We start from the raw sequence: 25,251 nt of genomic DNA, 5'->3' as shown, positions 1-25,251 counted from the left end.
ATTGCCCTGCCGGCGGGGCGGGACGTTTGCCGGCGGCGCCGACCTGAGGCCGGTAGCCCTTGTTCATACACGTATGATGACGCGTTTCATTACCAGTTCATGCTCAAAAGCCGGTACTCGTCGCACCGGCTTTTAAACTTGGCTGATCCATGGTGCGGCGCGTCGCCGCACCATGACAGCCCCTATGATAACAAGCGAAGCGCCACGATTTAAGTAGCTTTGTGATGCAACTTACGTGGTAGTCGCTTTTTTTCACAGGATGAATGAGTTACGTCGCATCTGCGAGCAACATTTCACGAATTTTACCAATTGCACGGGTCGGATTCAGACCTTTCGGGCATACCGCCACGCAGTTCATGATGCCACGGCAACGGAACACCGAGAACGGGTCTTCCAGGCTGGTCAGACGCTCACGCGTGGCGGTATCGCGACTGTCGGCCAGGAAGCGGTATGACTGCAGCAGACCCGCCGGACCCACGAACTTGTCCGGGTTCCACCAGAACGACGGGCATGAAGTCGAGCAGCACGCACACAGGATACACTCGTACAGGCCATCCAGCTTGTCGCGCTCTTCTGGCGACTGCAGACGCTCGATGGCGGGCGCTGGCGTGTCGTTTTGCAGATACGGCTGGATGCGCTCGTACTGCTTGTAGAACAAGCCCATGTCCACGACCATGTCACGGATGACCGGCAGGCCAGGCAACGGACGCAGAGTCAGCTTGTTGTTTTTCACGACGTCCGACAGCGGCGTGATGCACGCCAAGCCGTTCTTGCCGTTCATGTTCATGCCATCGGAACCGCACACGCCTTCACGGCAGCTGCGGCGATAGGCCAGGCCACTGTCCTGCTCTTTCATCAGGTGCAGCACATCCAGCACCATCAGATCGCGACCTTTGGTATCGACCTGGAACTCCTGCATGTAGGGCGCGGAGTCGGTTTCCGGGTTGTAGCGATACACGGATACCTGAAGATTTGACATGGTGTCTCCCTCTCGTCGGTGCGGAGATTAGTAGGTGCGAACCTTCGGCTCGAACGTATCGACTGTTTTCGGCTTGAAGTTGACGTCGCGCTTCTTCAGCTCTTTGCTGGCCGGGAAGTAGAGCGAGTGTTTCAGCCAGTTGACATCATCACGGTCGGGGTAGTCGTAGCGCGAGTGGGCACCACGGCTCTCTTTACGCTCAAGGGCAGCAATCGCCGTTGCTTCTGCCACTTCCATCAGGTTGTCCAGCTCCAGCGCTTCGACACGGGCAGTGTTGAAGGCGTTGGACTTGTCCGGCAGGTGCGCATTGTCGATGCGGCCACGCAGTTCCGCCAGCTGTTTGACACCTTCCTGCATGTTTTTCTCTTCACGGAATACACCGAAAGAGTTCTGCATGATGCTTTGCAGTTCGGCCTTGAGCTCAGGAATGCTTTCACCGCCTTCAGATTCGTTCCAGCGAGTGATGCGCTTCATGGCGAATTCGATGTCTGACTCGGAAGCGTCCAGATACTCGATACCTTCGTTCAGCGCGCCTTCGATGAACATACCCGCAGCGCGACCGAAGACCACCAGATCCAGCAGCGAGTTACCGCCCAAGCGGTTAGCACCGTGTACCGATACACAGGCAGCTTCGCCACACGCGAACAGACCGTTGACGATCTTGTCGTTGCCGCTCTCGTCCTGGGTGATCGCCTGACCATGAATGTTGGTCGGGATACCGCCCATCATGTAGTGGCAGGTCGGTACGACCGGAATCGGGTCCTTGGCCGGGTCGACGTGAGCGAAGGTCTTGGAGAGCTCGACGATGCCGGGCAGACGCTTGCCAAGTACTTCTTCGCCCAGGTGATCCAGCTTCAGGAACACGTGGTCGCCCTTCTCGCCACAGCCGCGGCCTTCGAGGATTTCCATGACCATGGAACGCGCCACGACATCACGGCCCGCCAGGTCTTTGGCGTTGGGCGCATAGCGCTCCATGAAACGCTCGCCATCCTTGTTGACCAGGTAGCCACCTTCACCACGGCAACCTTCGGTGACCAGTGTGCCCGCACCGTAGATACCGGTCGGGTGGAACTGCCACATTTCCATGTCCTGCATCGGGAAACCAGCGCGCAGCGCCATGCCGATGCCGTCACCCGTGTTGATCAGGGCGTTGGTGGTCGACGCGTAGATGCGTCCGGCACCGCCGGTCGCCAGCACGGTGGCTTTCGACTTGACGTGCACCACTTCGCCGGTTTCGATACACATGGCGATACAGCCCACCACGTCACCGTTGGCGTTCTTGACCAGATCCACCGCGTACCACTCGTTCAGGAACGTGGTGTTGTTCTTCAGGTTGTTCTGGTACAGGGTGTGCAGCAGCGCGTGACCGGTACGGTCGGCGGCGGCGCAGGTACGTGCGGCCTGACCACCTTCACCAAAGTTCTTGGACTGACCACCGAACGGACGCTGATAGATGCGGCCATTGTCGAAACGCGAGAACGGCAGGCCCATGTGCTCGAGTTCGAAGACGGCCTTGGGGCCTTCTGAACACATGTACTCGGCAGCGTCCTGGTCAGCGATATAGTCGCCGCCCTTGACGGTGTCATACATGTGCCAGCGCCAGTCGTCGTTCGGGTCGGCAGAGGCAATCGCACAGGTGATACCGCCCTGAGCAGAAACCGTGTGGGAGCGTGTCGGGAACACTTTGGACAGTACCGCTGTCTTTTTACCGGACTTGGCCAGTTCAAGAGCGGCACGCAGGCCAGAGCCACCGCCACCCACAATGATGGCGTCAAACGTCAGGCTACGAAGGTTAGACATAGATCAAGCTCCCCACAGGATTTGGATGCCCCACACCAGGTATACGAAGATGGCCAGAATGATCAGCGTCTGGGCACCCACGCGCAGGCGAGTGGACTTGAGGTAATCGGTAGTGACTGTCCACAAACCGATCCAGGCGTGCGCTGCAATGGAAATGAAGGCCAGCAGCGAGAAAATACGCATCCAGGTTTGCTCGAACAGCCCGCTCCAGGTGTAGTAATCCAGGTTCGGGTTAAACAGCAGGTAGGCGACGATGAAAACCGTGTAAAGGGCCAGGATGACCGCAGATACTCGCTGCATCAACCAATCGGACAGACCGCTACGGCCAAAACTCGTGATGTTGGTTACCATACCCAAACTCCTGCCAGAATAATCAGAACCACACTGACTACGACCGTAGCCTGTGCTTTTTTCACGCCACCCTCCAGGGTCACGCCAATGTTGGCATCCATGAGCAGGTGCTTGATGCCTGCCACGAAGTGGAATGCCAGGGCAGACAGCAGCCCCCAGGCAACGAACTTGGCGAGGACGTTGTTCGCCAGGGCGTTGCTGACAGCGTCAAAGCCAGCCGGAGATGACAGGGATTTGCCCAGCGCCCAGAAAGCGAAAATCAGGCCGACGAACAGGATCACGCCGGTGATACGGTGCGTAATCGACGTCAGCGCTGGCAGTGGGAAATGTATCGTAGTCAGGTCTAGGTTTACGGGTCGTTTGCTATTCACGGCGTTATACACACTCTCTTGGCCCGCTCAGCGACGGTCGGGCATAACCCGAGCGGGCGGTGGTTGCTGGAAGGGGCTCGGCCGTTGCCAAGTCGGGCACGACCACCTACCTGCCGGTCGCGCGCCGTGGATTATAAGAACCTTAGCCCCTGCTGACAAACCGATCTCAGACTTAACTCGACCATGGTGCAAGAAAATAGCCAATGGTCTGAGTCGATTTTGCGATGCAGCATGGTTATAGTGACATTAGATGGACGGTTTGATAAGCCTGTTAACGTATCGTCAATCCTCTGTCACTTCGGTACTATAGACCCCGACCAATCATATACAATTATTATCCAAAACAACACATCCTGTATAAGCATGTCTAGCATTTAGGCTAATTGACAAAATGTCGCACACTTCTATAGTGGGCAAGCCTTTTCGCCGGCGCGGCATGCGAAACAACGACTTTACGTCCCAAACCGAACTCGAAAGGAGGCCATCATGGCTGACAGGAAAGCGACATTGACGGTAGACGGTCTCGACAAGACGATCGAACTACCCATGTATTCCGGCACACTTGGCCCCGACGTCATCGACGTGCGCGGCCTGGGCGCCGAAGGCCTGTTTACCTACGACCCCGGCTTCATGGCCACCTCTTCCTGCCAGTCCGCAATCACCTACATCGATGGCGGCAAGGGCGTACTGCTGCACCGCGGCTACCCCATCGACCAACTGGCAAAAGAATCCAACTTCGTCGAAGTGTGCTACACCCTGCTGTTTGGTGAACTGCCCACAAAAGAGCAGTACACCGATTTCGAATCGCGCATTCGCAATCACACCATGGTGCATGACCAGATCAACAACTTCTTCAAGGGCTTCCGTCGCGACGCACACCCGATGTCGATCCTGTGTGGCGTGGTCGGTGGTCTGGCAGCGTTCTACCATGACCACATGGACATCACTCAGGAAGAAGACCGCGTCATCAGCGCGATCCGCCTGATTGCCAAAATGCCCACCCTGGCCGCCATGTCGCACAAGTACAACGTTGGCCAACCCTTCAACTACCCGCGCAACGACCTGAGCTATGCAGAGAACTTCCTCTACATGATGTTCAGCAACCCTTGCGAGGAGTACAAGATCAACCCGGTGTACGCCAAAGCCATGGACCGCATCTTCATGCTGCATGCCGACCATGAGCAGAACGCCTCCACCTCCACCGTACGCCTGGCAGGCTCTACCGGCGCCAACCCGTTTGCCTGTATCAGTGCGGGCATTGCGGCACTCTGGGGCCCGGCACACGGCGGCGCCAACGAAGCCGTGCTGAACATGCTCGACGAAATCGGCGACGATTCCGAAGAGAACATTCAGCGCTTCGTGGACAAGGCAAAAGACAAGAACGACCCGTTCAAGCTGATGGGCTTCGGCCATCGCGTTTACCGCAACTTCGACCCGCGCGCCAAGGTCATGAAAGAGACCTGCGACGAAGTACTGGCCGAGCTGGGCCTGGCAGATGACCCGCAGCTGAAGATCGCCAAGCGCCTGGAGCAGATCGCCCTCGAAGACGAATACTTCATCGAGCGCAAACTGTACCCGAACGTCGACTTCTACTCCGGCATCATCCTCAAGGCCATGGGCATTCCGACCAACATGTTTACCGTGATTTTCGCGGTATCCCGTACCATTGGCTGGATCTCCCATTGGCACGAAATGCTCAGCGAAAACTACAAGATCGGTCGTCCGCGCCAGCTTTACATTGGTCATGACCAGCGTGACTACCCCAAGAAGTAATCGGCGGCTTGTACGGCGATGACTGAACGACACAAAGGCCACCCACGGGTGGCCTTTTGCGTGCAGCCTACCCCTTCATGACACCACTCCCCCATCAACAACAAAGGTGCTTTATGCCTTCTATCACTACCGTTGCCTTTATCGGCCTGGGCGTCATGGGCTATCCCATGGCAGGACACCTGGCCAAGCAGGGCCTGACCACCCGCGTTTATAACCGCACGGCCGCCAAAGCCCAGGCATGGGCCGATCAGTTCGGCGGCACGGCCCACGCCACGCCCGCCGAGGCGGCCCAGGGCGCCGATCTGGTGCTGGTGTGCGTGGGCAATGACGACGACGTGCGTCAGGTCACCACCGGCGAACACGGCGTACTGCAGTCCATGGCCCCAGGCAGCTATCTGGTGGACCACACCACGGCCTCAGCCGACCTGGCACTGGAGCTGGATGCCGCCTGTCGCCAGAAGAGCATTCACTTTATCGATGCCCCGGTATCCGGCGGCCAGCAGGGCGCAGAAAACGGCGCGCTGACCATCATGTGCGGCGGCGAACAGACCCCTTTCGATGCCGTTGCCCCCGTGCTTGACCACTATGCTCGCGCTGTCACGCTCATGGGCCCCGCCAGCAGCGGCCAGCTCACCAAAATGGTCAACCAGATCTGCATCGCCGGCCTGGTACAAGGGTTGGCAGAGGGGCTGCACTTTGCCGAACAGGCAGGACTGGATCAGCATCAAGTGATCGAGGTGATTTCGAAAGGTGCCGCAGGATCCTGGCAGATGGAAAACCGCCACAAGACCATGATCGCCGATGAGTATCAGCACGGCTTTGCCGTCGACTGGATGCGCAAGGATCTGGGCATCTGCCTGGAGCAAGCGCGCAGACTGGACGCCACGCTACCCGTCACCGCACTGGTGGATCAGTTCTATGCCGACGTCCAGCGTATGCAGGGTGGCCGATGGGACACCTCTTCGCTGTTGAAGCGTCTCCGCAAAGGCGAATAGCGCTTGACATTTTGACACTGACAGCCGGATCAGGGTTTTCCACACTATCTGTGGATAACCCTGTTCACAACCACTACAAAACGTCCCGTAATCGCCATGAACAGTGACCCAGTCTTAAATTGGTCATTTTTTAACCTCTCATAAGTCGTTGATTTAAAAGAGATTAAGCTAAGACGCTGATTTTTTATGTCATATTCACGAGGCTGTGCACAACCCTTTACCCAGACGAGCAAAAGTGGACAAGTCAAGCACAATATTGACAAAAAAAGCGATAAATTGGCTAAAACGCCAAACAGGAAGCAGCCGAAAAAGCAACGCGACATTGGGTTGCTATCGAGACTTTTAAAAAAGGGGGAAATACAAAAACCAGAAGAAGGTGGCGTCCCATAGGGGGTTCGAACCCCTGTTCCCGCCGTGAAAGGGCGGTGTCCTAGACCACTAGACGAATGGGACGTATCTACCTTTTTACATCATGGTACATCGTTAGCATGGGCTAATGATGGTGGAGCCTAGCGGGATCGAACCGCTGACCTCAACACTGCCAGTGTTGCGCTCTCCCAGCTGAGCTAAGGCCCCACATGTCGTGAAGACGGAGCGTATATTACTGATTACGCTCGCCTTCGTCAACCCTGTTTTCGCAAGAAGCGTCAAATATCTCGCTTGCCGCTCATCTGACGCTCCCTGCCCCTCCCTGCCCCTCTGTACAGGTCGAGTGTTTACAGGTCGCGGAACTCTTTTTCGAAGCGTTTCGCCTGCTTTTTCGATACGCCACCCAATACCTCGATAGCGTGGCGCAAGCGAGCCCGCGTCACGTCCGACCCGAGAATCGCCATGGCGTCCATGACGGACGTGCTGGAAGCACTGCCCGTAATGGCAATGAACACCGGCGCCAGAAACGCCTTCATCTTGAGCTCGAAGTGTTCCGCCAGGTGTTTGACTTCCGTCAGCAGCGCTTCCTTGTGCCAGGCATTGACGGCTTCGAAGCGCCATACCAGGAATTGCAGCAGCTTCACCAGCTCTTCGTCTTCCAGCTTGATAGCATCGAAATCCTGCTTTTCCAACGAGGGCAGCCCAGAGAAGAAATGCCCCGCCAGCGGAACCACCTGCGAGAGCGTCTCTACCCGCGGGCGAACCTGGGGCAGGATCTGTTTGACATAGGCATCGTTGAACGCCCACTCGCGCAGCGCCAGCAGCAACGCATCGTCATCCAGGTCTTCACGAATATAAACGCCGTTCAGCCAGGTCAGCTTCTCCAGATCGAATACCGGCCCACCCAGCGATACCCGCTGAATGTCGAACTCAGCCATCATTTCGCTCAGGCTGAACTTTTCGCGCTCATCCGGCATCGACCACCCCATCCGACCCAGATAGTTGGTGACGGCCTGGGGCAGGAAACCCATGCGACGATAATAGTTGATCGAGGTCGGGTTCTTGCGCTTGGAGAGCTTCGACTTGTCCGGGTTGCGCAGCAGCGGCATGTGGCAGAGCTGGGGCATTTCCCAACCGAAGTAGTCGTAGAGCAGCTGGTGCTTGGGTGCCGAGTTGATCCACTCTTCGCCACGCAGCACGTGGGTGATGCCCATCAAATGGTCATCGACCACGTTGGCCAGGTGATAGGTGGGCATATCATCGGACTTCATCAGGATTTGTGCATCCACCTGCGTCCAGTCCACTTCTATTGTGCCACGCAGCATGTCACTGACCACGCAGACGCCTTCACTGGGCACGTTCATGCGGATGACATACGGCCAGCCTTCCTGCTCACGACGCGCCTGCTCGGCGGCATCCAGCGCCAGGTCTGCAGGCTTCAGGGCCAGATGCAGGCCTGCCTCCTTGCGGGATTCACGCAGCTCATCAAGCTCTTCGCTGGTGCGGTAACACTTGAAGGCATGGCCTGCATCCAAAAGCTGCTGCGCATACTGGGCGTAGATCTCGCCGCGCTCGCTTTGACGGTAAGGGCCATGCGGGCCGCCTACATCAGGGCCTTCGTCCCATTCGAGCCCCAGCCACCGTAACGAGTCGAGAATCATCTGTTCTGATTCAGGGGTAGAACGCACCCGATCGGTATCTTCAATGCGCAAGATGAACTGACCACCGTGCTGACGGGCAAAGCAGAGGTTGAACAGCGCAATGTAGGCCGTGCCTACGTGCGGGTCCCCAGTGGGGGAAGGAGCAATACGAGTACGTACGGTCATCAATCTATCCTTGTGGCGGTAAATGCATCGCCACATTATACGCGCCCCAGCTATATCCAACAGCACCCGCAGGGGAACGAGTTTGCCTTAAAAGCGTCATAACCCAAGCTCAATGTTCACGGTGTGGAAGATGCGCGTTAAAGCACAATCGCTTAGTATGGTGAAGTACCCATGATTCGTGTTCATGCATGCGAACGACTCTCATCGTTTACAGCGTGTTCTGAGCGCCACCGAATAGGTGGAAGTACACTTAACGAGCTGATTTAGCTCATCGATAGGAAGATGAAATGGAATCGCTAGGCTCACGTATCAAGCAACTGAGGCTTAGGGCCAAGCTCAACAAAGCTGCCCTAGCACGTAAAGTTGGCGTGTCGGATGTCACCATTTCTTATTGGGAATCTGGGGCAATCAAACAGATCGGCCATGAACGCCTGGTGGCGCTCGCGGACGCACTGGATTGCTCGCTTGCTACCCTATTGGAAGGAGACAGCGCGCCGCAACTGCTCACCCTGAACCATACTGGTCCCCTCCCCTGGGAACAGGTTCAGGCCACTGCTATCACCGTGCCGCATCACCTGCCGTTGAAGATCGACTGGAAAGCACCTTGCGTGATGGTGACCCCTGCCAAGGAAGCAGATTTTTCACCAGCGTCGGCGGGAGACCTGCTGCTCCTCGGCCCGACACACGTGTTTCACAAGGCTGGGCATTACCTGGTACAACGGGATGATCAATACGCCATTGAGCACTATACAAAAGCGCCCAATAGCACATCGATCCATGCCGTTCTGCTTGCCCACTGGTGTGCTGCCTAAAGCATCTTTACCTCCCCGTCCCTAATTGTCCTCAAACACGTCCACCTGGTCGCGCGTTCGTCTTGGTTCACTGCCTATCAAGAGACGCCGCGAGTAGGTGGCCACCTGACCCAACCCATGGCGGGACTGGCTGACCAGCTCTCCCGCCAAATGCTCACCCAGATCACCAATGCGTGCCCGCACGCTGGCTGGCTGAACAGCGGCTTCGGAAAGCTGTACTCGCACCACGTAACCGCCATCCGGCAACCCACTTCCCGTACCCAGCGGCCCGACTTCGAACTGCCCTTCCCTGACTTGAGTACGTGCCTGCCAGCGCACGCGGCTCAGCTCACGCTCGACCACGACCTGTACCTGGGCTCCGTCCGGCAAGTTGGTCTGGCCCGCAATCATCAATCGGCGGTCAGAGAGTAGTTGAGCAGAGGTCGACAATTCCACCTCCAGCGGCTCGATAGGCTCGACTTCCGCTACTGGCTCGGCCGCGGCGGTCTCTTCCACCTGAACCGTCTCTGCCGGCGCCTCCTCTTCGGGACCACTGCAACCCTGCAACATCAACGCACCCAGCAGAGCGGCTCCTGCGTAACCTAGCGCTTTCCCCATCACCACGTCTTCCCCTTGTTATTGACGGATACCTACCATACCGCCTTTGACCACAAAAAACGCAAAGTGATGCAAGCATTTACCCACTATCAGACCAGGCTTGAGAAGCGCTTTGAAGGACACGCGGAATTGTTGGGGTTATGGATATCGTCAACACCTCTTCCCTTTGCAAAAGCCACCCCATCGAACGCCTTCGCGCGCGTCGCCGCCAGAAGCCACCACCCACCAGCGCGGCCTGAAAGATCGCGTCACCCGCGACCACCCCCGCGTCGAGTACGCCCAGCGGGTGCGGCTCATCTATCGTAGGGAAAGAGGGATGGCTAGGTAAGGTCGCTCAGTTCAACCTCTAAAGCAGTCGCAATACGGGTCAGCACACTCAACGAGCCGCTTTTTTTCCCTGACTCTATTTCGGAAAGGTACCCTTGGCTGATCCCTGCTTTTGCCGCCAGCTCACCTGCACGTAGTCCACGGTATTCGCGGTACACCTTCACGGGTGCCACGCCATCCAGCAGCGCATCCACAACCGCCACAGGAAATGACTCTTCACCACGCGCCACCACCGCGTTGGCAGCGTCAATATCGTCCTGGTCTTCCAGCCGCGCAAGCAACGCATGGTACTCCTGCTCAGGCAGAACCACTAACCGCTCGCCCGTGGGCGTTTGAATAATTTGAGGTATGCTCATGCAGCCTCCTGTAAATTGTCTGGTGCGTTATGGGCACTTTATTGATAAACGCCGCCACGGGCACCGATGTTAATGATGTCGAGTACATCGCCATGCTCGTCGATGATCACCCGCCAGTCGCCTACCCGCAGCCGAATATAATCGCTCCCCTTCAAGGCCTTCACATTGTTGCGCTGGCTTTCCGGGTCTTCCGCATAGGCCTTGATTTTGCCTTGTATGCGCTTCGACTCAGGTCGCGGCATTCGCTGCAACACCTTCAACGCGCTTTTACGGTAAGTGATCGTTTTCATTACCACCATTATAGCTAACAGCGAATTAGAAGCAAAAAATTTTAGCTTTTAGCTAAAAAACATCCATCATTCCCGCCAGCCTATTCGGTGTCACTAACCCCACGCTCGGTGGCCAGCCCGGAATCCGTGGAGGTCGTGCTTACCATTCTCTTCCGCGAAGCCGATGGCCAACCCAGCAAAGCGTTGCTGGACGCCGTTCGCAAGCGCGTCGATGAACGCCGCCCGCTGACGGATCGCCTCACCGTGCAAGCCGCCACCCTGCTGCCGTTCAGCATCACGGCGATGCTGGCCCTGCGCATCGGCCCCGACCTACTGCCCGAAACACCGCTCACGCTCGCAGGCTTCAAGCCCCAGATTGATGCCACGGCCTGGCTGATAAGCGAGGTCACGCACAATTTCACGGAGCAGGGGTATACCTGCAGCATTCGTATGGAGAGGCGGTAGAGGTACACAAACCATTGGCTCTCTGAACAGCAAACAGGGTTATTGGGGTTATAAATTTTGACAGGCTCACATTGCAGGGTTATAGTAACCCCATGTTCAACGACAAAGGGGCAGGAGGTGAACAGCAGAGTACTGATCAAGGAACTGGAAGCGGATGGATGGACATTACTCAGAGTCAAAGGCAGCCACCACCACTTCAGGCACCCGACCAAACCCGGCACCATCACCGTGCCACATCCGAAAAAGGATCTGAAAACGGGATTGGTCAAAGGAATCAGGAAAAGCGCTGGCCTCGAATGAGGCTGGCCACTGCTGCCCCCACTGATAGAGGTGAGCCATGTTATTTCCCATTGCCATTGAACGCGGCGACGAACAACACGCCTATGGCGTCGTCGTGCCCGACCTGCCCGGCTGCCACTCCGCAGGCGACACCTTCGAAGAGGCCCTGGCCAACGCCAAAGAAGCCATCGATGGCTGGCTGGAAGTCGCGGTCGAGTACGGCGATCCCATCCCCGAAGCCACGTCCATCGAACACCACATGGACAATCCCGACTTCACCGGCTGGATCTGGGCCGTCGTCGATATCGACGTCACCCCGTACCTGGGCAAAAGCCACAAGATCAACGTCACCCTGCCCGACCTCCTGGTCAAACAGATCGACGACTTCGTCGCCCGCCACCCCGGCGACAAAACCCGCTCCGGCTTTCTCTCCCGCGTCGCCATGGCCGAACTGGCCAGGAACAAACAAGCCAGCTAAGCCCCAAACAAAAACCCCCAGCCATTCCATGGCCGGGGGTATCGGTGCCGCATCCTTCTGGCGAGGCGGAGTCCGTCCCACGTGCTTCCAAGCGACTGATTTATCTTCTCAAAAAATCATGCGGGCGGCTGTAAGCCATCGCTGATTCGTGTGTAAGAAATTGTCTACACCGCCCAGTGTGCTGGCTCTATATTTAGCAACGGATCTTAAAATTTGACTGTCGTTTACCAAGAACCTAATACTGTATATACAGCCATGCATTTGAAATGCGTTCTTGAGGCTGATCAGCTACTCCGGCTCACCAGCGGTAGGCCTGAATTACACCACCAACGTGATACACTGTTGATCAAAATCGAGTAGCGCATGGCTTTCGCCATCGCTGCTCGATCGTTTTATTAGTGAGGATATTATGGGTCGTTTCACTTCCCTTGAAATGTGTGCAGGCGCGGGTGGGCAAGCGCTGGGCATAGAGCTGGCGGGATTTGGCCATGAAGCACTCGTGGAAATCGAGCCACCCGCCTGTGCCACGCTGCGGCTGAATCGCCCGCAATGGAACGTCAAGGAAGAAGACTTACGGCTGTTCAATGGGCTTCCCTACTTCGGCGTCGATTTGCTCGCAGGCGGCGTTCCCTGCCCGCCTTTTTCCAAGGCCGGCCAGCAGCTTGGTGAAGCAGACGAGAGGGATCTTTTCCCCGAAGCAATCCGCCTAGTGGATGAATGCCGTCCTAAAGCCGTCATGCTTGAAAATGTGCGTGGGCTTATGGATGCACGCTTTGATGGCTACCGCCAAAAAGTAGAACATCAGCTCAACGCACTCGGTTATGAAACCGGTTGGCGACTTCTAAATGCATCGGATTTTGGCGTTTCTCAGTTACGCCCTAGGGTCGTCTGTGTAGGCATCCGCAAAGAGCTGTCAGAGCACTTCTCGTGGCCCGAACCCCTGAAAGTCGCGCCGCCGACGGTTGGCGAGCTACTGCTCGACCTTATGAAAGAAGGTGGATGGGAAGGTGCCGAAGAGTGGGCGAAACAAGCCAACACCATTGCGCCCACCCTGGTAGGCGGATCCAAGAAACACGGCGGCCCTGATTTAGGCCCTACCCGAGCGAAGAAAGCATGGGCTGCTTTGGGCGTAAATGGTCACGTCCTGGCGAACGAGCCTCCGGAGAAGGACTTTGAGGGTATGCCAAAGCTCACCCCCAAAATGACGGCCAGAATTCAAGGCTTTCCCGATGACTGGGAAATTTTCGGCAAGAAAACGGCGGCATATCGTCAAATTGGTAATGCTTTCCCTCCCCCCGTCGCGGCAGCCGTCGCCTCACAGATCTTTCACGCACTATCGGCTAAACGTATTTACAAGGTGGCGTAATGGGAACATCGGCAGAATTTGGACAGCTACGGAAAGCCTTTCATGCCGAATTGCTGAAAGCGACACTGACCACTAACGAGAAAGGCGTGGTCAGCAACGCCGATGGCAGTAACCGCACCAGCAAAGCTATCGCTAAAGGCATCGCCGACCTTTTAAAAGCAGAAACCATTGGCGAGCGCATTGCAGGCCAGACCTCTGGCAACCAGTTCGAAACCATCTGCGCTCACTTTGTCGAAGAAGCTTTCCTTAAGCTCCAACACCTTCGGCCAGGCACCTGGGATATTCACCAGGTCGGCGGCCGTAACCGGCTGGAGATTGCCCGCTACGAACAATACGCTCACTTAGTCGCGCTGGATAAAGCCGCAAAGGCCGATAGCGAACTCGCCGCGGCGCTGGGTAGCGACTACACCATCACCCCAGATATCGTCGTGGTCCGTGAAGCCGAAGACGATGAAGCCATCAACCGACATAGTCAGCTGGTTGATGGTGAGGTCACCACGCTATCCAGCCTTCGCAAGCAAAACGGCGGCTTGCCACTGCTACATGCGAGCATTTCCTGTAAGTGGACGATTCGCAGCGATAGAGCCCAAAATGCCCGTTCGGAAGCGCTGAACCTGATACGCAACCGTAAAGGCAGGCTGCCACATGTGGTGGTGGTAACTGCAGAACCTACCCCAAGTCGGCTTGCCTCCATTGCGCTGGGCACTGGCGATATCGACTGCGTTTATCACTTTGCACTTTATGAACTTCAAGAGACGTTATCGACGCTGGGTATGGATGACGCTGCCGACCTGCTAGCCGTGATGGTGGATGGCAAGCGGTTAAAAGACATCAGCGATCTGCCGCTCGATTTGGCAATTTGAAATAGGCTCAACCAGACCGACCATGATAGCCACCGTGGACGCCCTGAACGAGAAGATGGGAAAAGACACGGTACGCCTGGGTCTACCCGAAAAGAACGCCCCCAGGCACCTCCGCTGCGCGAACCGAAGCCCGCGCTATTACGACGAATTGGGATGAGTTGATGAGGACGTATACGGATAAGGGAGCGGCTAGAAAAAGATAGACTAAAAAGAACCTAATCAAGCCATGCCTAGATTCTGCATATACTTAGACTTAAATATCTTTTTAATCACATCTTTATTAGCAGCATTTAAATTACTATCTACAGATTCTTGGGCAGCCTTTTCGGCATTAATAATCATTTCTATTTTCACTTCCCCACTAAAGTTGTCAATTATATCTTTAGTATCAAATGCAACCTTGTAAATTTTACGACTATTTTTTCCCAAAAGAAGCTCAGCGCCATGTAAAGTCCTTTTAAGCACAGTCTTTTCTTTAGAAGAGAGATATTTAAACTCTACGATCAGCTTTTCATGTTTTTCGTCAGTAAAATATCTCACTGCGCTAGGGACATCTGAAGGCGAAAGCATGACTTTTACAGTAATGCCTTTTGTATTATTAATTTCTGGCTCGAAAAGTTCGTTTTGATCGATCTCAAGCCATTGTTTTTCAAAATTTTTCATCATGCTTCCTCCAACAGCTGGCCTATTAGAGCTACTGTTAGACTATAATTTAGCACAGATTGCTCCTGCACGCCATTTGGGGTGCGGCTGTCTAACACTATGACTCCCCAAGGTTTTCCATGGACATCCACAGGTATGGCTGCAATCGACCTTGGCAACATTCGATCTTTTGATATGTAATGTTCAATCATTTCGCGTGGACACTTAGTGGCCTCTGCATAATTATTTTTTATATATTTTGGTGCTTGTTTTTTATTAACATCTGGCAACTCTTGAATAACAACGGAGCTTCTTGCCGCAAATGCCCAACCAGCCACACCTTCAGAATGATCGCCAGAATCTGGCACATGAAAAATAGCGGAGGTTTTTTGGGACAAATGCCCAGAACGCAATACTGGAACCAAGTAATGAGAAACTAGAGGAGTATTCCCCCAAGGCCTAAAGATATAACTTGAAGACCAATGCTTTTTAAAAACACAGTTGCGCTTATACTGAAACAGAGTAATCCTATGATGATCTTGAGGATCAGACTCACTTACAAAAAATGCCTTACCGCGATACTCGTCAAGGATAAATTTTAATTTATCCCAAACCCATGGTTTGCCATACCTCTTCACACAAAATGAAAATACAATTAAGGCCAAAGAAGCTAAATAAAAATAGAAAGCATCATCTTTGACAAATTCAATTGCCCTCAAAACTACTGGTCTGTGATTCAACCAATCAGCATCCTCATCCATACCGATAACCACACCAACAGAAATAGATATAATGTAACCAACTCGCTCAGCCAAGCCTGACCATGGATAAAGAAACCTAACTATTGGACCAAACTTCTTCATTCAGAGCACTCTTATATAAAATAAATAAAATTATTATTCAGGAAGCAGACCTGTCTCTAAAAATTTCAAAAAAAATCAGCCTCATCCAATACCGGGACACCTTTCGCCTGAGCATTCCGCAGCTTGGTCGGCACCGCCGTCGGTCCACCACAAACAAAAGAAAGGCCCACCGTGACGGTTTTACAAACATGCATGCCTGACTCAGCTGCAGCAGCTTCTAGCTCTGCCCTGCGCGCTTTTGCAAACCCAGTAAAGAGAATTTCCAGTGAGTCCGACCGCTTTTTGCTGGCCGTAATTGCACGATCGACAAGGCGCTGAGGCATGGAGATAGGCTTGAGGCTTTCGCCACCTTCATGAACCACCTGAATACGGTCCCGCCTGAACGTTTTACGGCGGTTATCGCTTGAACAGATGCCTGTTAACAGCCAACCATCATCACTCCATTGGCTGACTTCACGCGTGCTAACGTTCCCTTTCGCATCTTCATAATCAAAGGCTAGAACGCTCATCCCTACCTCCCTGTTTTATCTTTCAGCAGTCTCGAAGCTGCCTTTATGGCTTCATAGTTTGTAACTATTCAGGTGGCTGCGGATGGGATATCGCCAACCAGCTGATTTTTCTGGCATAGTGTGCCTAATCCTTCGGCATATCTATGCGGTGACATGACCATCAGCGATATCAACGTCGACGAGGCTCTGGAGCGGGTCCGACAGCAGCTCAAGGAAGACCAGACGGTCTCTCCGTCGCTGCGTGCGGCCATCGATGTGCTGATGTTGCTGGTCAAGCTCATGGCCGATCGCCTGGCCACCAGTAGCCGCAACAGCAGCAAGCCACCGTCCCAGGATCCCAATCGCCAGCGCCGCTCGCGCGCCAAAGGCGAGCGGCGCCCCGGCGGACAGCCAGGGCATGAGGGTAAGACGTTGGCGCCGGTGACGGACCCCGACGAGGTGGTCAAGCTCCGTGTCGATCGTCGGCAACTCCCCAAGGGGCGTTCTTACCGCCCGGTCGGCGTCGAAACGCGCCAAGTGCAGGACATCGTAATCCAGGCCGTGGTCACCGAATATCAGGCTGAGGTCCTCGAAGATGATCAGGGGCAACGCTACGTGGCGCCATTCCCCGAGGGCGTGACTCGCCCCATCCAGTATGGCCCTCGCCTCAAGGCGCATGTCGTCTATCTCTCCCAGTATCAGCTGTTGCCCTATGCGCGTATCCGCGAGTTGCTCACCTCGCAGTGCGGCCTGTCGCTGAGCACCGGCACCCTGTTCGCCTTCAACCAGGAGGCCTACCAGCGGGCCGAGGCGTTCGCCGAGTGGGTGATCCCGGCGCTACGTGAAGCAGCCACCGTCCATGCCGATGAAACCGGAATGCAGGTCGGTGGCAAACGCTACTGGCTACACAGCGCCTCCAACGAGGCCCTGACCTGGTTGGCCCCGCACCCCAAGCGCGGCCAGGAAGCGATGGACGCCATCGGCGTATTGCCCTTCGTGCGTGGCGTGCTGGTGCATGATCACTGGAAGCCCTACTACCGCTATCCGGATTGCCGGCACGCGCTCTGTAATGCGCACCACCTTCGGGAGCTGACAGCGGCCTGGGAGAACGATGGCCAGGCATGGGCCAAGGCCTTGCATGACCTGTTGTTGGAGATGCATCGCGCCGTGGAGGTGGCCGACGGCTGCCTCTCGGCCGATGAGACCCGAGCCTGGCGGCAGCGCTATCGAGATTGCCTGGCGAAAGGGGACGCCGAGTGCCCCCCGCCGGTGAAACCGCCACCTGGAACGCGAGGCCGGGCCAAGCGCACCAAGCCGCGCAACCTCCTGGAACGCCTCCAGGCGTACGAGGACGACGTGTTGCGCTTCCTCGACGACCCTGCCGCTCCCTTCACCAACAACCAGGGGGAGCGCGATCTGCGAATGACCAAGGTCCAGCAGAAAATCTCGGGCTGTTTCCGCTCCTGGGAGGGTGCTGAGATCTTCTGCCGCATGCGTAGCTTTCTCTCGACCGCCGTCAAGCAAGGGGTAGCGGCGCATACCGCACTGGAGCAACTGTTTGCGGGGGAGGTGCCAGCCTTCATGCAGCAAGAAGCCCCGACTCAGCCAACCGGTGCTGAATAGTTACCATAGTTTTACAGTTACACCACCCGTCCTATCCGAACCACACACCGCCCCAGAATCTCCACATCGTGCATATCCTGCGACTTGATCATTTCCGGCTGGTAATGGTCGTTATCGCTAATCAAGTACAGTGCCCCGCCCGCTAACCGCTGCACCCGTTTAATCCGGCGCTCACCACTCACCAGCAGCAAGAACACCCCTTCCTGCTTCGGATCGCGGTTACTCCGATCCACCAGCACCCAATCACCATCGGCCAGGGTGCCGTCCATCGAATCGCCACGCACTTTGATGCCCACCACCTGGGCAGGGTCTAGCCCCTGCTCGGCCAGCGCGCTGACACGTTGACGAGCACTTCCTTCAGCGCAAGCTGGCACAAGTACACGAGCGCTGCGGGTTAAAATGCATCGTTTTTGATATTTAGAGCCTAACCCATGAACCCTCACAACACCATTAACCCTAAGCTGAATTATGCCACGTGAGGCTGCCAGCAGCCCATGATGGCCTAGCTCAACAAGCGCGCATGTGCCGAGATGAAGCGGATTCAACAGCTTGAAGTGCTTTCCAGGACGGCCCCTGCTCGCCTGCTGATGTTGCGCGGCATCGCACAGGGCAAACAAGACATCCTCTCCACCGGATAGCACGGTGATGAAATCCTCGACCTGGCCTGCCCACTTCTGAGCCCGAGCGTTGGTGCTGCACGTTTACTCTGTGAGGGATGGCCTTTCTTCCGTACAATAGTCCGCCACTCCCCTTGCCGCTTCTGAAAACTCGCTATTGGTGTACCAGGATTTTTGGAAAGTGGGCGTTCTCCGCCACTAGGTACACTGGCGGTACACTGAGGGCGTTTTTTAACGGTATCAGGTGGCAACATATGTGTATATTCATACAGTTACAGAATTTATTAAATGACTGATTTCATTAGCAACAACAGTGCCGACAGGGGTAGGTTGTTTTCTGTGGCACCCATGATGGACTGGACCACAAGAGACTACCGTGCGTTTGCTCGCACCTTGACCAGGCGTGCACTGCTGTATACCGAGATGGTGACCACCGGTGCGGTGCTGCACGGCTCCCCGCGTGAGCGCTTTTTGGGGTACAGCGAGGTGGAGCATCCGATTGCCCTGCAGTTGGGGGGTAGCGATGCGGGAGAGTTGGCAGAGTGTGCTGCGATTGCTGAGGCGTGGGGGTATGACGAGGTCAACCTGAACGTGGGCTGCCCCAGTGACCGAGTGCAGAACAACATGATTGGCGCCTGCCTGATGGGCCACCCCGAAAAAGTGGCCGCCGCGGTAAAGGCCATGCAGGCGGCGGTGTCGATTCCGGTGACGGTGAAATGCCGTATTGGTATCGATGACCAGGATGAAGACGCCGATTTGGCGCGATTCATTGATATCGTGGCTTCGGCAGGCTGCAGCGTGTTTACCGTTCACGCCCGCAAAGCCTGGCTACAGGGGTTATCCCCTAAAGAGAACCGTGACATTCCACCGCTGAACTACCCTCGGGTGCATCGCTTGAAGCAGAGCCACCCCGAGCTGCACATTGGCATCAACGGCGGGATTAAAACCCTGGACGAGTGCCAGGCGCAGCTGGAGCACGTGGACAGCGTGATGGTAGGCCGCGAGGCGTACCAGAGCCCGTGGCTACTGGCCGGTGTCGATGAGCAGCTGTTTGGTGAGCCCGGTCCGGCCCGCACGCGCCTGGAAGCAGCCACGGCCTTTCGCCCCTATATTCAGCAGCGCCTGGATGAGGGCGCCAAACTAAATCATATTACGCGGCATTTGCTGGGGCTGTTCCAGGGCTGCCCGGGCGGGCGCCGGTTCCGCCATCATCTGTCGGAACACGCCCATAAAGAGGGTGCGGGGTTACGCTTGTTCGATGACGCGCTCGGCCTGGTGCGCGAACCGGAGACCGATACACCGCCAGTAGAAGAGCAAGCAACAAAACAGCCCGTGGCCTGACGGCCAACGGGCTGCTCAAAGCAAACGCCCAGCGAGCTGATCGCTGGGCGTTTTCGTTCAAGAGGCTACTGTGCGCGAACGCCTTGCTCGATACGCTCTCCCACCTCCTGGTCGATATTGCGCCAATACTCGAACGCCCGGGCCAATACCGGCTCAGAGACGCCTCCCGAGAGATGCCCGACCACATTGGACACCAGCCGCTCGCGCTGGGCGTCGTCCATCACGTCGCGCACCAGCGCGTGGGCCTGGCGCCAGTCATCGTCATCTTTTCTGAGTGTGTAGGCCGTCCGTATGAATTGCCCGTCGGTCGACCACACGGCGTCTTCCGGGAAGCGCTGCCCATCTGCCTTAGGGCCACCCTTGCTGTTGGGTGCATAGGTAGGGTCGGTGGCGTGACGAATACGCATTGCGCCCCCTTGGCCATAGCTGTGCACCGGGCATTTGGGCGTATTGACCGGAATGTGCTTGTAGTTCACCCCCAGCCGAGCACGGTGCGCGTCGGCATAGGAGATCGCCCGCGCCAGCAGCATCTTGTCCGGCGACAGCCCCGTGCCCGGCACCATGCTGTTGGGCTCGAAAGCGGCCTGCTCGATTTCACTGTGGAAATCAGTGGGGTTCCTGTCCAGCGTCAGCTTGCCCACCTCGATCAGCGGGTAGTCGTCATGGGGCCAGATCTTGGTCAGGTCGAAAGGGTTGATGCGGTAGGTTTTGGCATCTTCGAAGGGCATGATCTGCATCTTCAAAGTCCAGGTAGGGTGATCCCCCCGCTGGATGGCTTCGAAGAGGTCACGACGGTGGTAGTCGGCATCGCTACCGGCCATCTGGTCGGCCTGCTCCTGGGTCATGCACTTGATGCCTTGGTCGGTCTTGAAGTGATACTTCACCCAAAACCGCTCGCCTGCCTCATTGACCCACATATAGGTATGGCTGGAATAGCCGTTCATGTGCCGCCACGTGGCAGGCACGCCCCGGTCCCCCATCAGCCATGCCACCTGGTGGGCCGACTCGGGCACCAGCGTCCAGAAATCCCACTGCATGTCGTGGTCTCGCAGGCCGTTGTCAGCCCGGCGTTTCTGGGAGTGAATGAAGTGCTGAAACTTCATCGGGTCGCGAACGAAAAACACGGGGGTGTTGTTACCCACCATGTCGAAGTTGCCTTCTTCGGTGTAGAACTTGATGGAAAACCCGCGGGGGTCCCGCCAAGTGTCTGGGCTTCCGCTCTCGCCTGCCACGGTCGAGAAGCGGATCAGCACATCGGTCTTCTTGCCCGGCTGTAGAAAGCCAGCCTTGGTGTACTGGCTGACATCCTGAGTCACTTCAAAACGACCAAACGCCCCGCTGCCTTTGGCATGGGGCTGACGGTCAGGAATCATTTCACGGTTGAAGGCCGCCATCTGCTCCATCAGATAGTGGTCATGCATGACGATGGGACCATCGGCCCCTACCGAAAGCGAGTGCTCGTCGCTGGCAACCGGAATACCGGCTTCATTGGTGGTGGGGTGCTGGTGGCTACTCATGGCGCTTCCTCCTTGTCACATTCGACCAGACGCCGTTGCGTCGTTGGAAATGGCCCACAGCGCACGAGGCTTTCGCCTTTGCGCTGGCTGGCTCCCCCACAGGTATAGTCAACAAGCAGGCATATCGCCATCCATGGCGCCTTAACGTTGGCTATTGAAGCGATCAATATTTGCTATTAAAAAAGCTCAATACAGGGAGTCGGGAGGCGGCTCCAGGCTGGATTGAAAGCTTTCGATGGCCGTCTCGGCTTCCTCTATCTCATCGAAGCGAGCGATGTGATATAGCGCTTCGCCCTCATTGGCCAGCGGCAGGCGGCTCATGCCAATCACGATGCCATCGGCCATGGCCAGCACTTCGCCCTCATCATTGCCGAAGGGGTCTGCTACCTTGCCGAGCACTTCGCCCTTGGCCACGCGCGCCCCCAAGCGCACCTGGGGCCGTAAAATGCCATCGATAGGCGCACGCGCCCAACTGGAGCCATTGGCCAGCTCGGCGGGAGCAGGCGTACGGCGGCGCTGCTCGCCACTCAGCATGCCCAGGCGGCGCATGACCCTGAGAATGCCCTTGACGCCAGGCGCAATCGCCCACTCATCGAAACGCAGTGCCTCACCGGCTTCATAGGTCAGCACGGGAATGCCCAGGTTCTGTGCGTAGTGGCGCAGGCTGCCTTCCCGCAGTTCGGCATTCAGAATGACCGGGGCCCCAAAGGCATCGGCCATGCGCTCTGTTTCGCTACCAGGGGTCAACTGCGCACGAATTTGCGGCAGGTTGGTGCGATGAATCGCCCCCGTGTGCAGGTCGATGATATGCGTTGCATGATCGACGATCTCATCTCTGAACAGCGCGGCAATACGCCCCCCCAGCGAGCCCTTTTCGCTGCCTGGAAAGCAGCGGTTCAAGTCGCGGCGGTCGGGCAGATAGCGGGTCTGCTGCAAGAAACCGAAGACATTGACCACCGGCACGGCAATCAGCGTTCCGCGCAGGCTGTTGATGGACTTCGAGCGCAGTACGCGCCGCACGATTTCCACACCGTTGATTTCATCCCCATGGATACCGCCACAGACCAGCATGACCGGCCCCTCTTTGCGGCCATGCACCACCTCGACGGGAATATGCAGCGGTGTGTGGGTGTAGAGGCGTGCCACCGGCACATCGATCTGTAACCGCTGGCCGGGCAACACCTCATGCCCGGCTAGCGTAAAAGGCGCTCGCCCCATGACAACTCCTCGATCAAGCATCGTGCAGTAGCTAAAAGGTTGGAAAACCTGATGTCTGAAAACTCTATTTAGCATTATCCGACATCTTTGTTAACGCACGCCATGAAGTTCTGCGATTAACCATACACTTTTGAATGTAAAAACCGACGAGTTCATATAAAATACGCCGCATACGTGTCGAGAGTGAGGTGAGGTTCCATGGCAAGAAAAACCAAAGCGGAGGCTGCGGCAACGCGCGAAGCGCTGCTGGATGCGGCTGAAGAGGTGTTTTTCGAAAAAGGCGTTGCTCGCACCTCGCTTGAGCAGATTGCCCGCCATGCGGGGCTGACCCGCGGCGCCGTCTATTGGCACTTCAAGAACAAGGGCGATCTGTTCATGGCACTGGTGGAGCGGGTGCGCATGCCCTTCCAGTCATTGATCGATGAAGTCAATAACGCCGACCCACACGTTTCGCCGCTGGAAGCCATTCGCCTGGCCTGCCATGCGGGCTTGCAGCGTATCGAACAACCTTCCCATCAGCGTGTTCTGTCGATCCTGCTCCATCGCTGTGAATTCTTCAGCGATATCAACCCCATTGCCATGCAGGATGAAATCGGCGAAGAGTGCTTCGACGAAATGCTGCCGGTGTTCCAACTGGCCCAGCAACAGCAGGATATGCGCGAAGATATCAGCCCGGAAACGGCCACCCGCCTGATGCAGTGCGCGCTCGGCGGCCTGTTTCATGATTGGCTGCGCACGCCGGATGCTTTTTCTGTCTCCGAGCGCGGCGCAGAAATCATCGATACGCTGATCCGCATGATGCGCAAGTAAACGCTCTACTGCACCGCAGCATTGCATCTATACTACAGGCACCACATGACAGGAGCCGTGTATGGATGCCTTGGAGTTTGTACGCGTACGTGAGCTGGAGATTGCGGTTCGCATTTGGAACCCTGACGCCAAACGAACCCTGATTGCCTGGCACGGGCTGGCTCGCCACGGCGGTGATTTTGCCGCCCTGGCCCGCGAGCTCGGTAGCGAGTGGCGCGTACTGGCCCCGGACACCCCAGGGCGCGGCCTATCGAGCTGGTCGCTGTTTCCCGCCCATGACTACCTTTACAGCCACTATGTCACCGTTGCCATCGCGCTGCTGGACCACTACCAGCTGGAGCAGGTGGACTGGCTGGGCACCTCCATGGGAGGGCTGCTTGGTATGCTGATTGCCGCCGACGAGCAACACGCAGCGCGCATTGCTCGTCTGGTCCTCAATGACGTTGGGCCTGAGCTCGACAAGGAAGGGCTGATTGCGCTGTCGAGCTACTTTGGCGTCACCCACCGTTTCAACAACTTTGCCAACCTGCAGGCAGAGCTGGTCAAGCACTATGCCAGCTTCGGCATCACCAGCGAAGCGGAGTGGCGCGAGCTGGCGCTCAATAGCGCACGACGCCTGCCCGATGGCAGTTGGACCTACCACTTCGACCCACGCATAGGCGAGCAGTTTATTCACGATACACCACGGGATACCTGGGCCGACTGGGCGAAGATACGCTGCCCGCTCATGGTCATTCGCGGTGAAACCTCTACCCTGCTGGCCGCCGAAACGCTGCCCAAAATGGCCGAGTCACAGCCGTCGTTGGTGACCATGACCGTGCCGGGCTGCGGGCACGCGCCGATGCTCAATGACGCCCAGCAGGTCAAGCCCATACAGCACTTTCTGACGACCCTGTTATCCGCCTCTTCCACGGCAACACCTGCCCAGCCAACTGGCACGTTCAGCCAGTGGCTGGCAGATGTGTGGCGCTACCTGAGAGGCGGTAGATAGGGCTGGTTACGTCGGGTAGCCGTTGGGGTGGTGCTTGTGCTGCAAGCGCAGCTTGTTGAGGCGTACCCGCGTATCCAGGTAGTCCTGCTCCATGACACTGCGGTAGGCCCCTTCACTGGCCAGATATTTGACCAATACCCGATGCTCACCCGGCTGAGGGCAATCCCCCGCCTTGCAATGCAGGCGCACCACGCTGTTTGGCTCATTGAGCAGCCGAGCAGTGGCACCGCCCTGCTGGTCGCGCTCGGCCACTACCGCCGTGGCGCCCAGCAGGCAACGGCGCTGGAACGGCGGGTAGCGATGCAGCCCACGCTGCAGGGCGTGACACACGGCAGCCGCCAGCGGCGAAGCAACGGCAAAGGAAGCCCACAGCACCAGCACGCCCACGGGCACTCTCAGCATGCCCAGCGGTAGCCAGCGCAGCACAAGCAGCTCGACGGCCAGCGAGATGGCGCCTGCCAATAGAACGAGCAGGCTCAGCGCCAGTGAGGCGGGCACACCCGCAAAGCCCAGCGAGACGAGCGTGCTCGCCATGTGGTCATCGCGCAGGCTATCGCGTTCGAACAGCTCCAAAGGTGCCAGTCGCAACAACACCAGGAGCCAATAGAGAATGCCCAGTATCAGCAGCAGGGCAAAGACGATGGTAGGAAACTGCAGAGCAGCAGACATGAAGGTTTGCATGGCGTGTTCTCCTCCGGGCAAGTTGCCCGGTCTTGTTCTCGCCTGAGCCTATTGTCGACCATTATTGTGCTACTCAGGCTAAAACGATGGTCACTTTCAGCTTAGCTCATCTTAGCCATGTCAGTAGCTCGGGCATTGACCCGTGTCAGCCTTTGGCCCGACGCCCACAAAAAACGGGCACCCC

General features: G+C 56.7%; 28 protein-coding genes and 2 tRNA genes. 13 read left to right on the top strand and 17 right to left on the bottom strand.

What is annotated here, in order from left to right; translation table 11 throughout:
* Positions 1–268: 268 nt before the first annotated feature.
* The 4 genes from RVM27_RS14335 to sdhC are packed head-to-tail and all read right to left on the bottom strand — an operon-like array spanning position 269 to position 3,501.
* Positions 269–979, bottom strand: a complete 711-nt coding sequence (locus RVM27_RS14335; protein ID WP_016914530.1) for a succinate dehydrogenase iron-sulfur subunit — start codon at positions 977–979, stop codon at positions 269–271.
* 27 nt (positions 980–1,006) lie between these two features.
* A complete protein-coding gene (gene sdhA / locus RVM27_RS14330) occupies positions 1,007–2,779 on the bottom strand; it encodes a succinate dehydrogenase flavoprotein subunit (RefSeq protein ID WP_100731171.1) in 1,773 nt (590 codons plus the stop codon).
* A 3-nt stretch (positions 2,780–2,782) separates the two neighbouring features.
* The gene (gene sdhD / locus RVM27_RS14325) at positions 2,783–3,130 is read right to left on the bottom strand and encodes a succinate dehydrogenase, hydrophobic membrane anchor protein (RefSeq protein ID WP_016914532.1); all 348 of its coding nucleotides are present in this window, start codon (positions 3,128–3,130) and stop codon (positions 2,783–2,785) included.
* Entirely contained in the window at positions 3,124–3,501 is a 378-nt protein-coding gene (gene sdhC / locus RVM27_RS14320; protein WP_287807257.1) for a succinate dehydrogenase, cytochrome b556 subunit, read from the bottom strand. The genes sdhD and sdhC overlap by 7 nt, the downstream gene beginning before the upstream one ends.
* Positions 3,502–3,987: 486 nt before the next feature.
* Here sdhC and gltA point away from each other — a divergent pair, with 486 nt between their 5' ends.
* Both gltA and RVM27_RS14310 read left to right on the top strand, forming a co-directional pair.
* The gene (gene gltA / locus RVM27_RS14315; RefSeq protein WP_287807259.1) at positions 3,988–5,274 is read left to right on the top strand and encodes a citrate synthase; all 1,287 of its coding nucleotides are present in this window, start codon (positions 3,988–3,990) and stop codon (positions 5,272–5,274) included.
* Between the two features lie 113 nt (positions 5,275–5,387).
* On the top strand, positions 5,388–6,269 hold the full coding sequence (locus RVM27_RS14310; protein WP_287807260.1) for an NAD(P)-dependent oxidoreductase: 882 nt from the start codon (positions 5,388–5,390) through the stop codon (positions 6,267–6,269).
* A 377-nt stretch (positions 6,270–6,646) separates the two neighbouring features.
* On the opposite strand, the gene RVM27_RS14305 is transcribed toward RVM27_RS14310, so the two are convergent.
* From RVM27_RS14305 to gltX, 3 genes are all read right to left on the bottom strand, one after another.
* Positions 6,647–6,722: transfer RNA gene (locus RVM27_RS14305), tRNA-Glu, on the bottom strand.
* A gap of 47 nt (positions 6,723–6,769) precedes the next feature.
* Positions 6,770–6,845 (bottom strand) — tRNA-Ala (locus RVM27_RS14300).
* A 140-nt stretch (positions 6,846–6,985) separates the two neighbouring features.
* Positions 6,986–8,464, bottom strand: a complete 1,479-nt coding sequence (gltX, locus tag RVM27_RS14295; protein ID WP_498956888.1) for a glutamate--tRNA ligase — start codon at positions 8,462–8,464, stop codon at positions 6,986–6,988.
* Positions 8,465–8,751: 287 nt separating this feature from the next.
* Here gltX and RVM27_RS14290 point away from each other — a divergent pair, with 287 nt between their 5' ends.
* Positions 8,752–9,276: a helix-turn-helix domain-containing protein gene (locus RVM27_RS14290; RefSeq protein WP_287807262.1), complete on the top strand. Its 525-nt coding sequence runs from the start codon at positions 8,752–8,754 to the stop codon at positions 9,274–9,276.
* A gap of 21 nt (positions 9,277–9,297) precedes the next feature.
* Here RVM27_RS14290 and RVM27_RS14285 read toward each other — a convergent pair whose 3' ends face one another.
* From RVM27_RS14285 to RVM27_RS14275, 3 genes are all read right to left on the bottom strand, one after another.
* Positions 9,298–9,873 carry a hypothetical protein gene (locus tag RVM27_RS14285; RefSeq protein ID WP_287807263.1) on the bottom strand — a complete coding sequence of 192 codons (576 nt, stop codon included), beginning with the start codon at positions 9,871–9,873 and terminating at the stop codon, positions 9,298–9,300.
* A 320-nt stretch (positions 9,874–10,193) separates the two neighbouring features.
* Positions 10,194–10,556: a helix-turn-helix domain-containing protein gene (locus RVM27_RS14280; protein WP_287807264.1), complete on the bottom strand. Its 363-nt coding sequence runs from the start codon at positions 10,554–10,556 to the stop codon at positions 10,194–10,196.
* A 38-nt stretch (positions 10,557–10,594) separates the two neighbouring features.
* The gene (locus RVM27_RS14275; RefSeq protein ID WP_202801279.1) at positions 10,595–10,798 is read right to left on the bottom strand and encodes a type II toxin-antitoxin system RelE family toxin; all 204 of its coding nucleotides are present in this window, start codon (positions 10,796–10,798) and stop codon (positions 10,595–10,597) included.
* Positions 10,799–10,933: 135 nt separating this feature from the next.
* Between RVM27_RS14275 and RVM27_RS14270 the strand changes: the two genes are divergently transcribed.
* From RVM27_RS14270 to RVM27_RS14245, 6 genes are all read left to right on the top strand, one after another.
* Entirely contained in the window at positions 10,934–11,290 is a 357-nt protein-coding gene (locus RVM27_RS14270; RefSeq protein WP_081195575.1) for a baseplate J/gp47 family protein, read from the top strand.
* A gap of 117 nt (positions 11,291–11,407) precedes the next feature.
* Entirely contained in the window at positions 11,408–11,590 is a 183-nt protein-coding gene (locus RVM27_RS14265) for a type II toxin-antitoxin system HicA family toxin (RefSeq protein ID WP_081137457.1), read from the top strand.
* A gap of 37 nt (positions 11,591–11,627) precedes the next feature.
* Positions 11,628–12,047, top strand: coding sequence for a type II toxin-antitoxin system HicB family antitoxin (locus tag RVM27_RS14260; protein ID WP_016914543.1), 420 nt, complete (start codon positions 11,628–11,630; stop codon positions 12,045–12,047).
* A 409-nt stretch (positions 12,048–12,456) separates the two neighbouring features.
* A complete protein-coding gene (locus RVM27_RS14255) occupies positions 12,457–13,413 on the top strand; it encodes a DNA cytosine methyltransferase (protein ID WP_498956887.1) in 957 nt (318 codons plus the stop codon).
* Positions 13,413–14,276: an NgoMIV family type II restriction endonuclease gene (locus tag RVM27_RS14250; protein ID WP_394424090.1), complete on the top strand. Its 864-nt coding sequence runs from the start codon at positions 13,413–13,415 to the stop codon at positions 14,274–14,276. The genes RVM27_RS14255 and RVM27_RS14250 overlap by 1 nt, the downstream gene beginning before the upstream one ends.
* Positions 14,277–14,298: 22 nt before the next feature.
* Complete coding sequence (locus RVM27_RS14245) at positions 14,299–14,433, top strand: DUF4113 domain-containing protein (protein ID WP_498956886.1); 135 nt, start codon at positions 14,299–14,301, stop codon at positions 14,431–14,433.
* Positions 14,434–14,495: 62 nt separating this feature from the next.
* Here the strand turns inward: RVM27_RS14245 and RVM27_RS14240 are convergent, their stop codons facing one another.
* The 3 genes from RVM27_RS14240 to RVM27_RS14230 form a co-directional block, all read right to left on the bottom strand.
* Positions 14,496–14,939, bottom strand: coding sequence for a hypothetical protein (locus RVM27_RS14240; RefSeq protein WP_498956885.1), 444 nt, complete (start codon positions 14,937–14,939; stop codon positions 14,496–14,498).
* A complete protein-coding gene (locus RVM27_RS14235; RefSeq protein WP_498956884.1) occupies positions 14,939–15,781 on the bottom strand; it encodes a hypothetical protein in 843 nt (280 codons plus the stop codon). The genes RVM27_RS14240 and RVM27_RS14235 overlap by 1 nt, the downstream gene beginning before the upstream one ends.
* A 65-nt stretch (positions 15,782–15,846) precedes the next feature.
* On the bottom strand, positions 15,847–16,290 hold the full coding sequence (locus RVM27_RS14230; protein ID WP_498956883.1) for a hypothetical protein: 444 nt from the start codon (positions 16,288–16,290) through the stop codon (positions 15,847–15,849).
* Positions 16,291–16,443: 153 nt separating this feature from the next.
* On the opposite strand from RVM27_RS14230, the gene tnpC reads away from it, so the two are divergent.
* The gene (tnpC, locus tag RVM27_RS14225) at positions 16,444–17,892 is read left to right on the top strand and encodes an IS66 family transposase (protein ID WP_154487592.1); all 1,449 of its coding nucleotides are present in this window, start codon (positions 16,444–16,446) and stop codon (positions 17,890–17,892) included.
* 17 nt (positions 17,893–17,909) lie between these two features.
* On the opposite strand, the gene RVM27_RS14220 is transcribed toward tnpC, so the two are convergent.
* Positions 17,910–18,266: a S24 family peptidase gene (locus RVM27_RS14220; RefSeq protein ID WP_498956882.1), complete on the bottom strand. Its 357-nt coding sequence runs from the start codon at positions 18,264–18,266 to the stop codon at positions 17,910–17,912.
* Between the two features lie 531 nt (positions 18,267–18,797).
* Between RVM27_RS14220 and dusA the strand changes: the two genes are divergently transcribed.
* A complete protein-coding gene (gene dusA / locus RVM27_RS14215) occupies positions 18,798–19,850 on the top strand; it encodes a tRNA-dihydrouridine(20/20a) synthase DusA (protein ID WP_498956881.1) in 1,053 nt (350 codons plus the stop codon).
* Between the two features lie 65 nt (positions 19,851–19,915).
* Here dusA and RVM27_RS14210 read toward each other — a convergent pair whose 3' ends face one another.
* Together RVM27_RS14210 and RVM27_RS14205 are read right to left on the bottom strand one after the other, a co-directional pair.
* Complete coding sequence (locus RVM27_RS14210; RefSeq protein ID WP_498956880.1) at positions 19,916–21,367, bottom strand: catalase; 1,452 nt, start codon at positions 21,365–21,367, stop codon at positions 19,916–19,918.
* 186 nt (positions 21,368–21,553) lie between these two features.
* Positions 21,554–22,585 carry a succinylglutamate desuccinylase/aspartoacylase family protein gene (locus tag RVM27_RS14205; protein WP_016914554.1) on the bottom strand — a complete coding sequence of 344 codons (1,032 nt, stop codon included), beginning with the start codon at positions 22,583–22,585 and terminating at the stop codon, positions 21,554–21,556.
* A 198-nt stretch (positions 22,586–22,783) separates the two neighbouring features.
* On the opposite strand from RVM27_RS14205, the gene RVM27_RS14200 reads away from it, so the two are divergent.
* On the top strand, positions 22,784–23,395 hold the full coding sequence (locus RVM27_RS14200; protein WP_498956879.1) for a TetR family transcriptional regulator: 612 nt from the start codon (positions 22,784–22,786) through the stop codon (positions 23,393–23,395).
* 61 nt (positions 23,396–23,456) lie between these two features.
* Positions 23,457–24,386: an alpha/beta fold hydrolase gene (locus tag RVM27_RS14195; protein WP_287807868.1), complete on the top strand. Its 930-nt coding sequence runs from the start codon at positions 23,457–23,459 to the stop codon at positions 24,384–24,386.
* Between the two features lie 6 nt (positions 24,387–24,392).
* Here the strand turns inward: RVM27_RS14195 and RVM27_RS14190 are convergent, their stop codons facing one another.
* Positions 24,393–25,067 (bottom strand): hypothetical protein, encoded by a 675-nt coding sequence (locus RVM27_RS14190; protein WP_039176410.1) that lies wholly within the window; start codon positions 25,065–25,067, stop codon positions 24,393–24,395.
* Between the last annotated feature and the right edge of the window lie 184 nt (positions 25,068–25,251).

It is taken from the genome of Halomonas sp. KM007 (assembly GCF_050709225.1).
Lineage (GTDB): Bacteria > Pseudomonadota > Gammaproteobacteria > Pseudomonadales > Halomonadaceae > Vreelandella > Vreelandella hamiltonii.
This window is presented reverse-complemented; position numbering and strand designations above follow the sequence as displayed.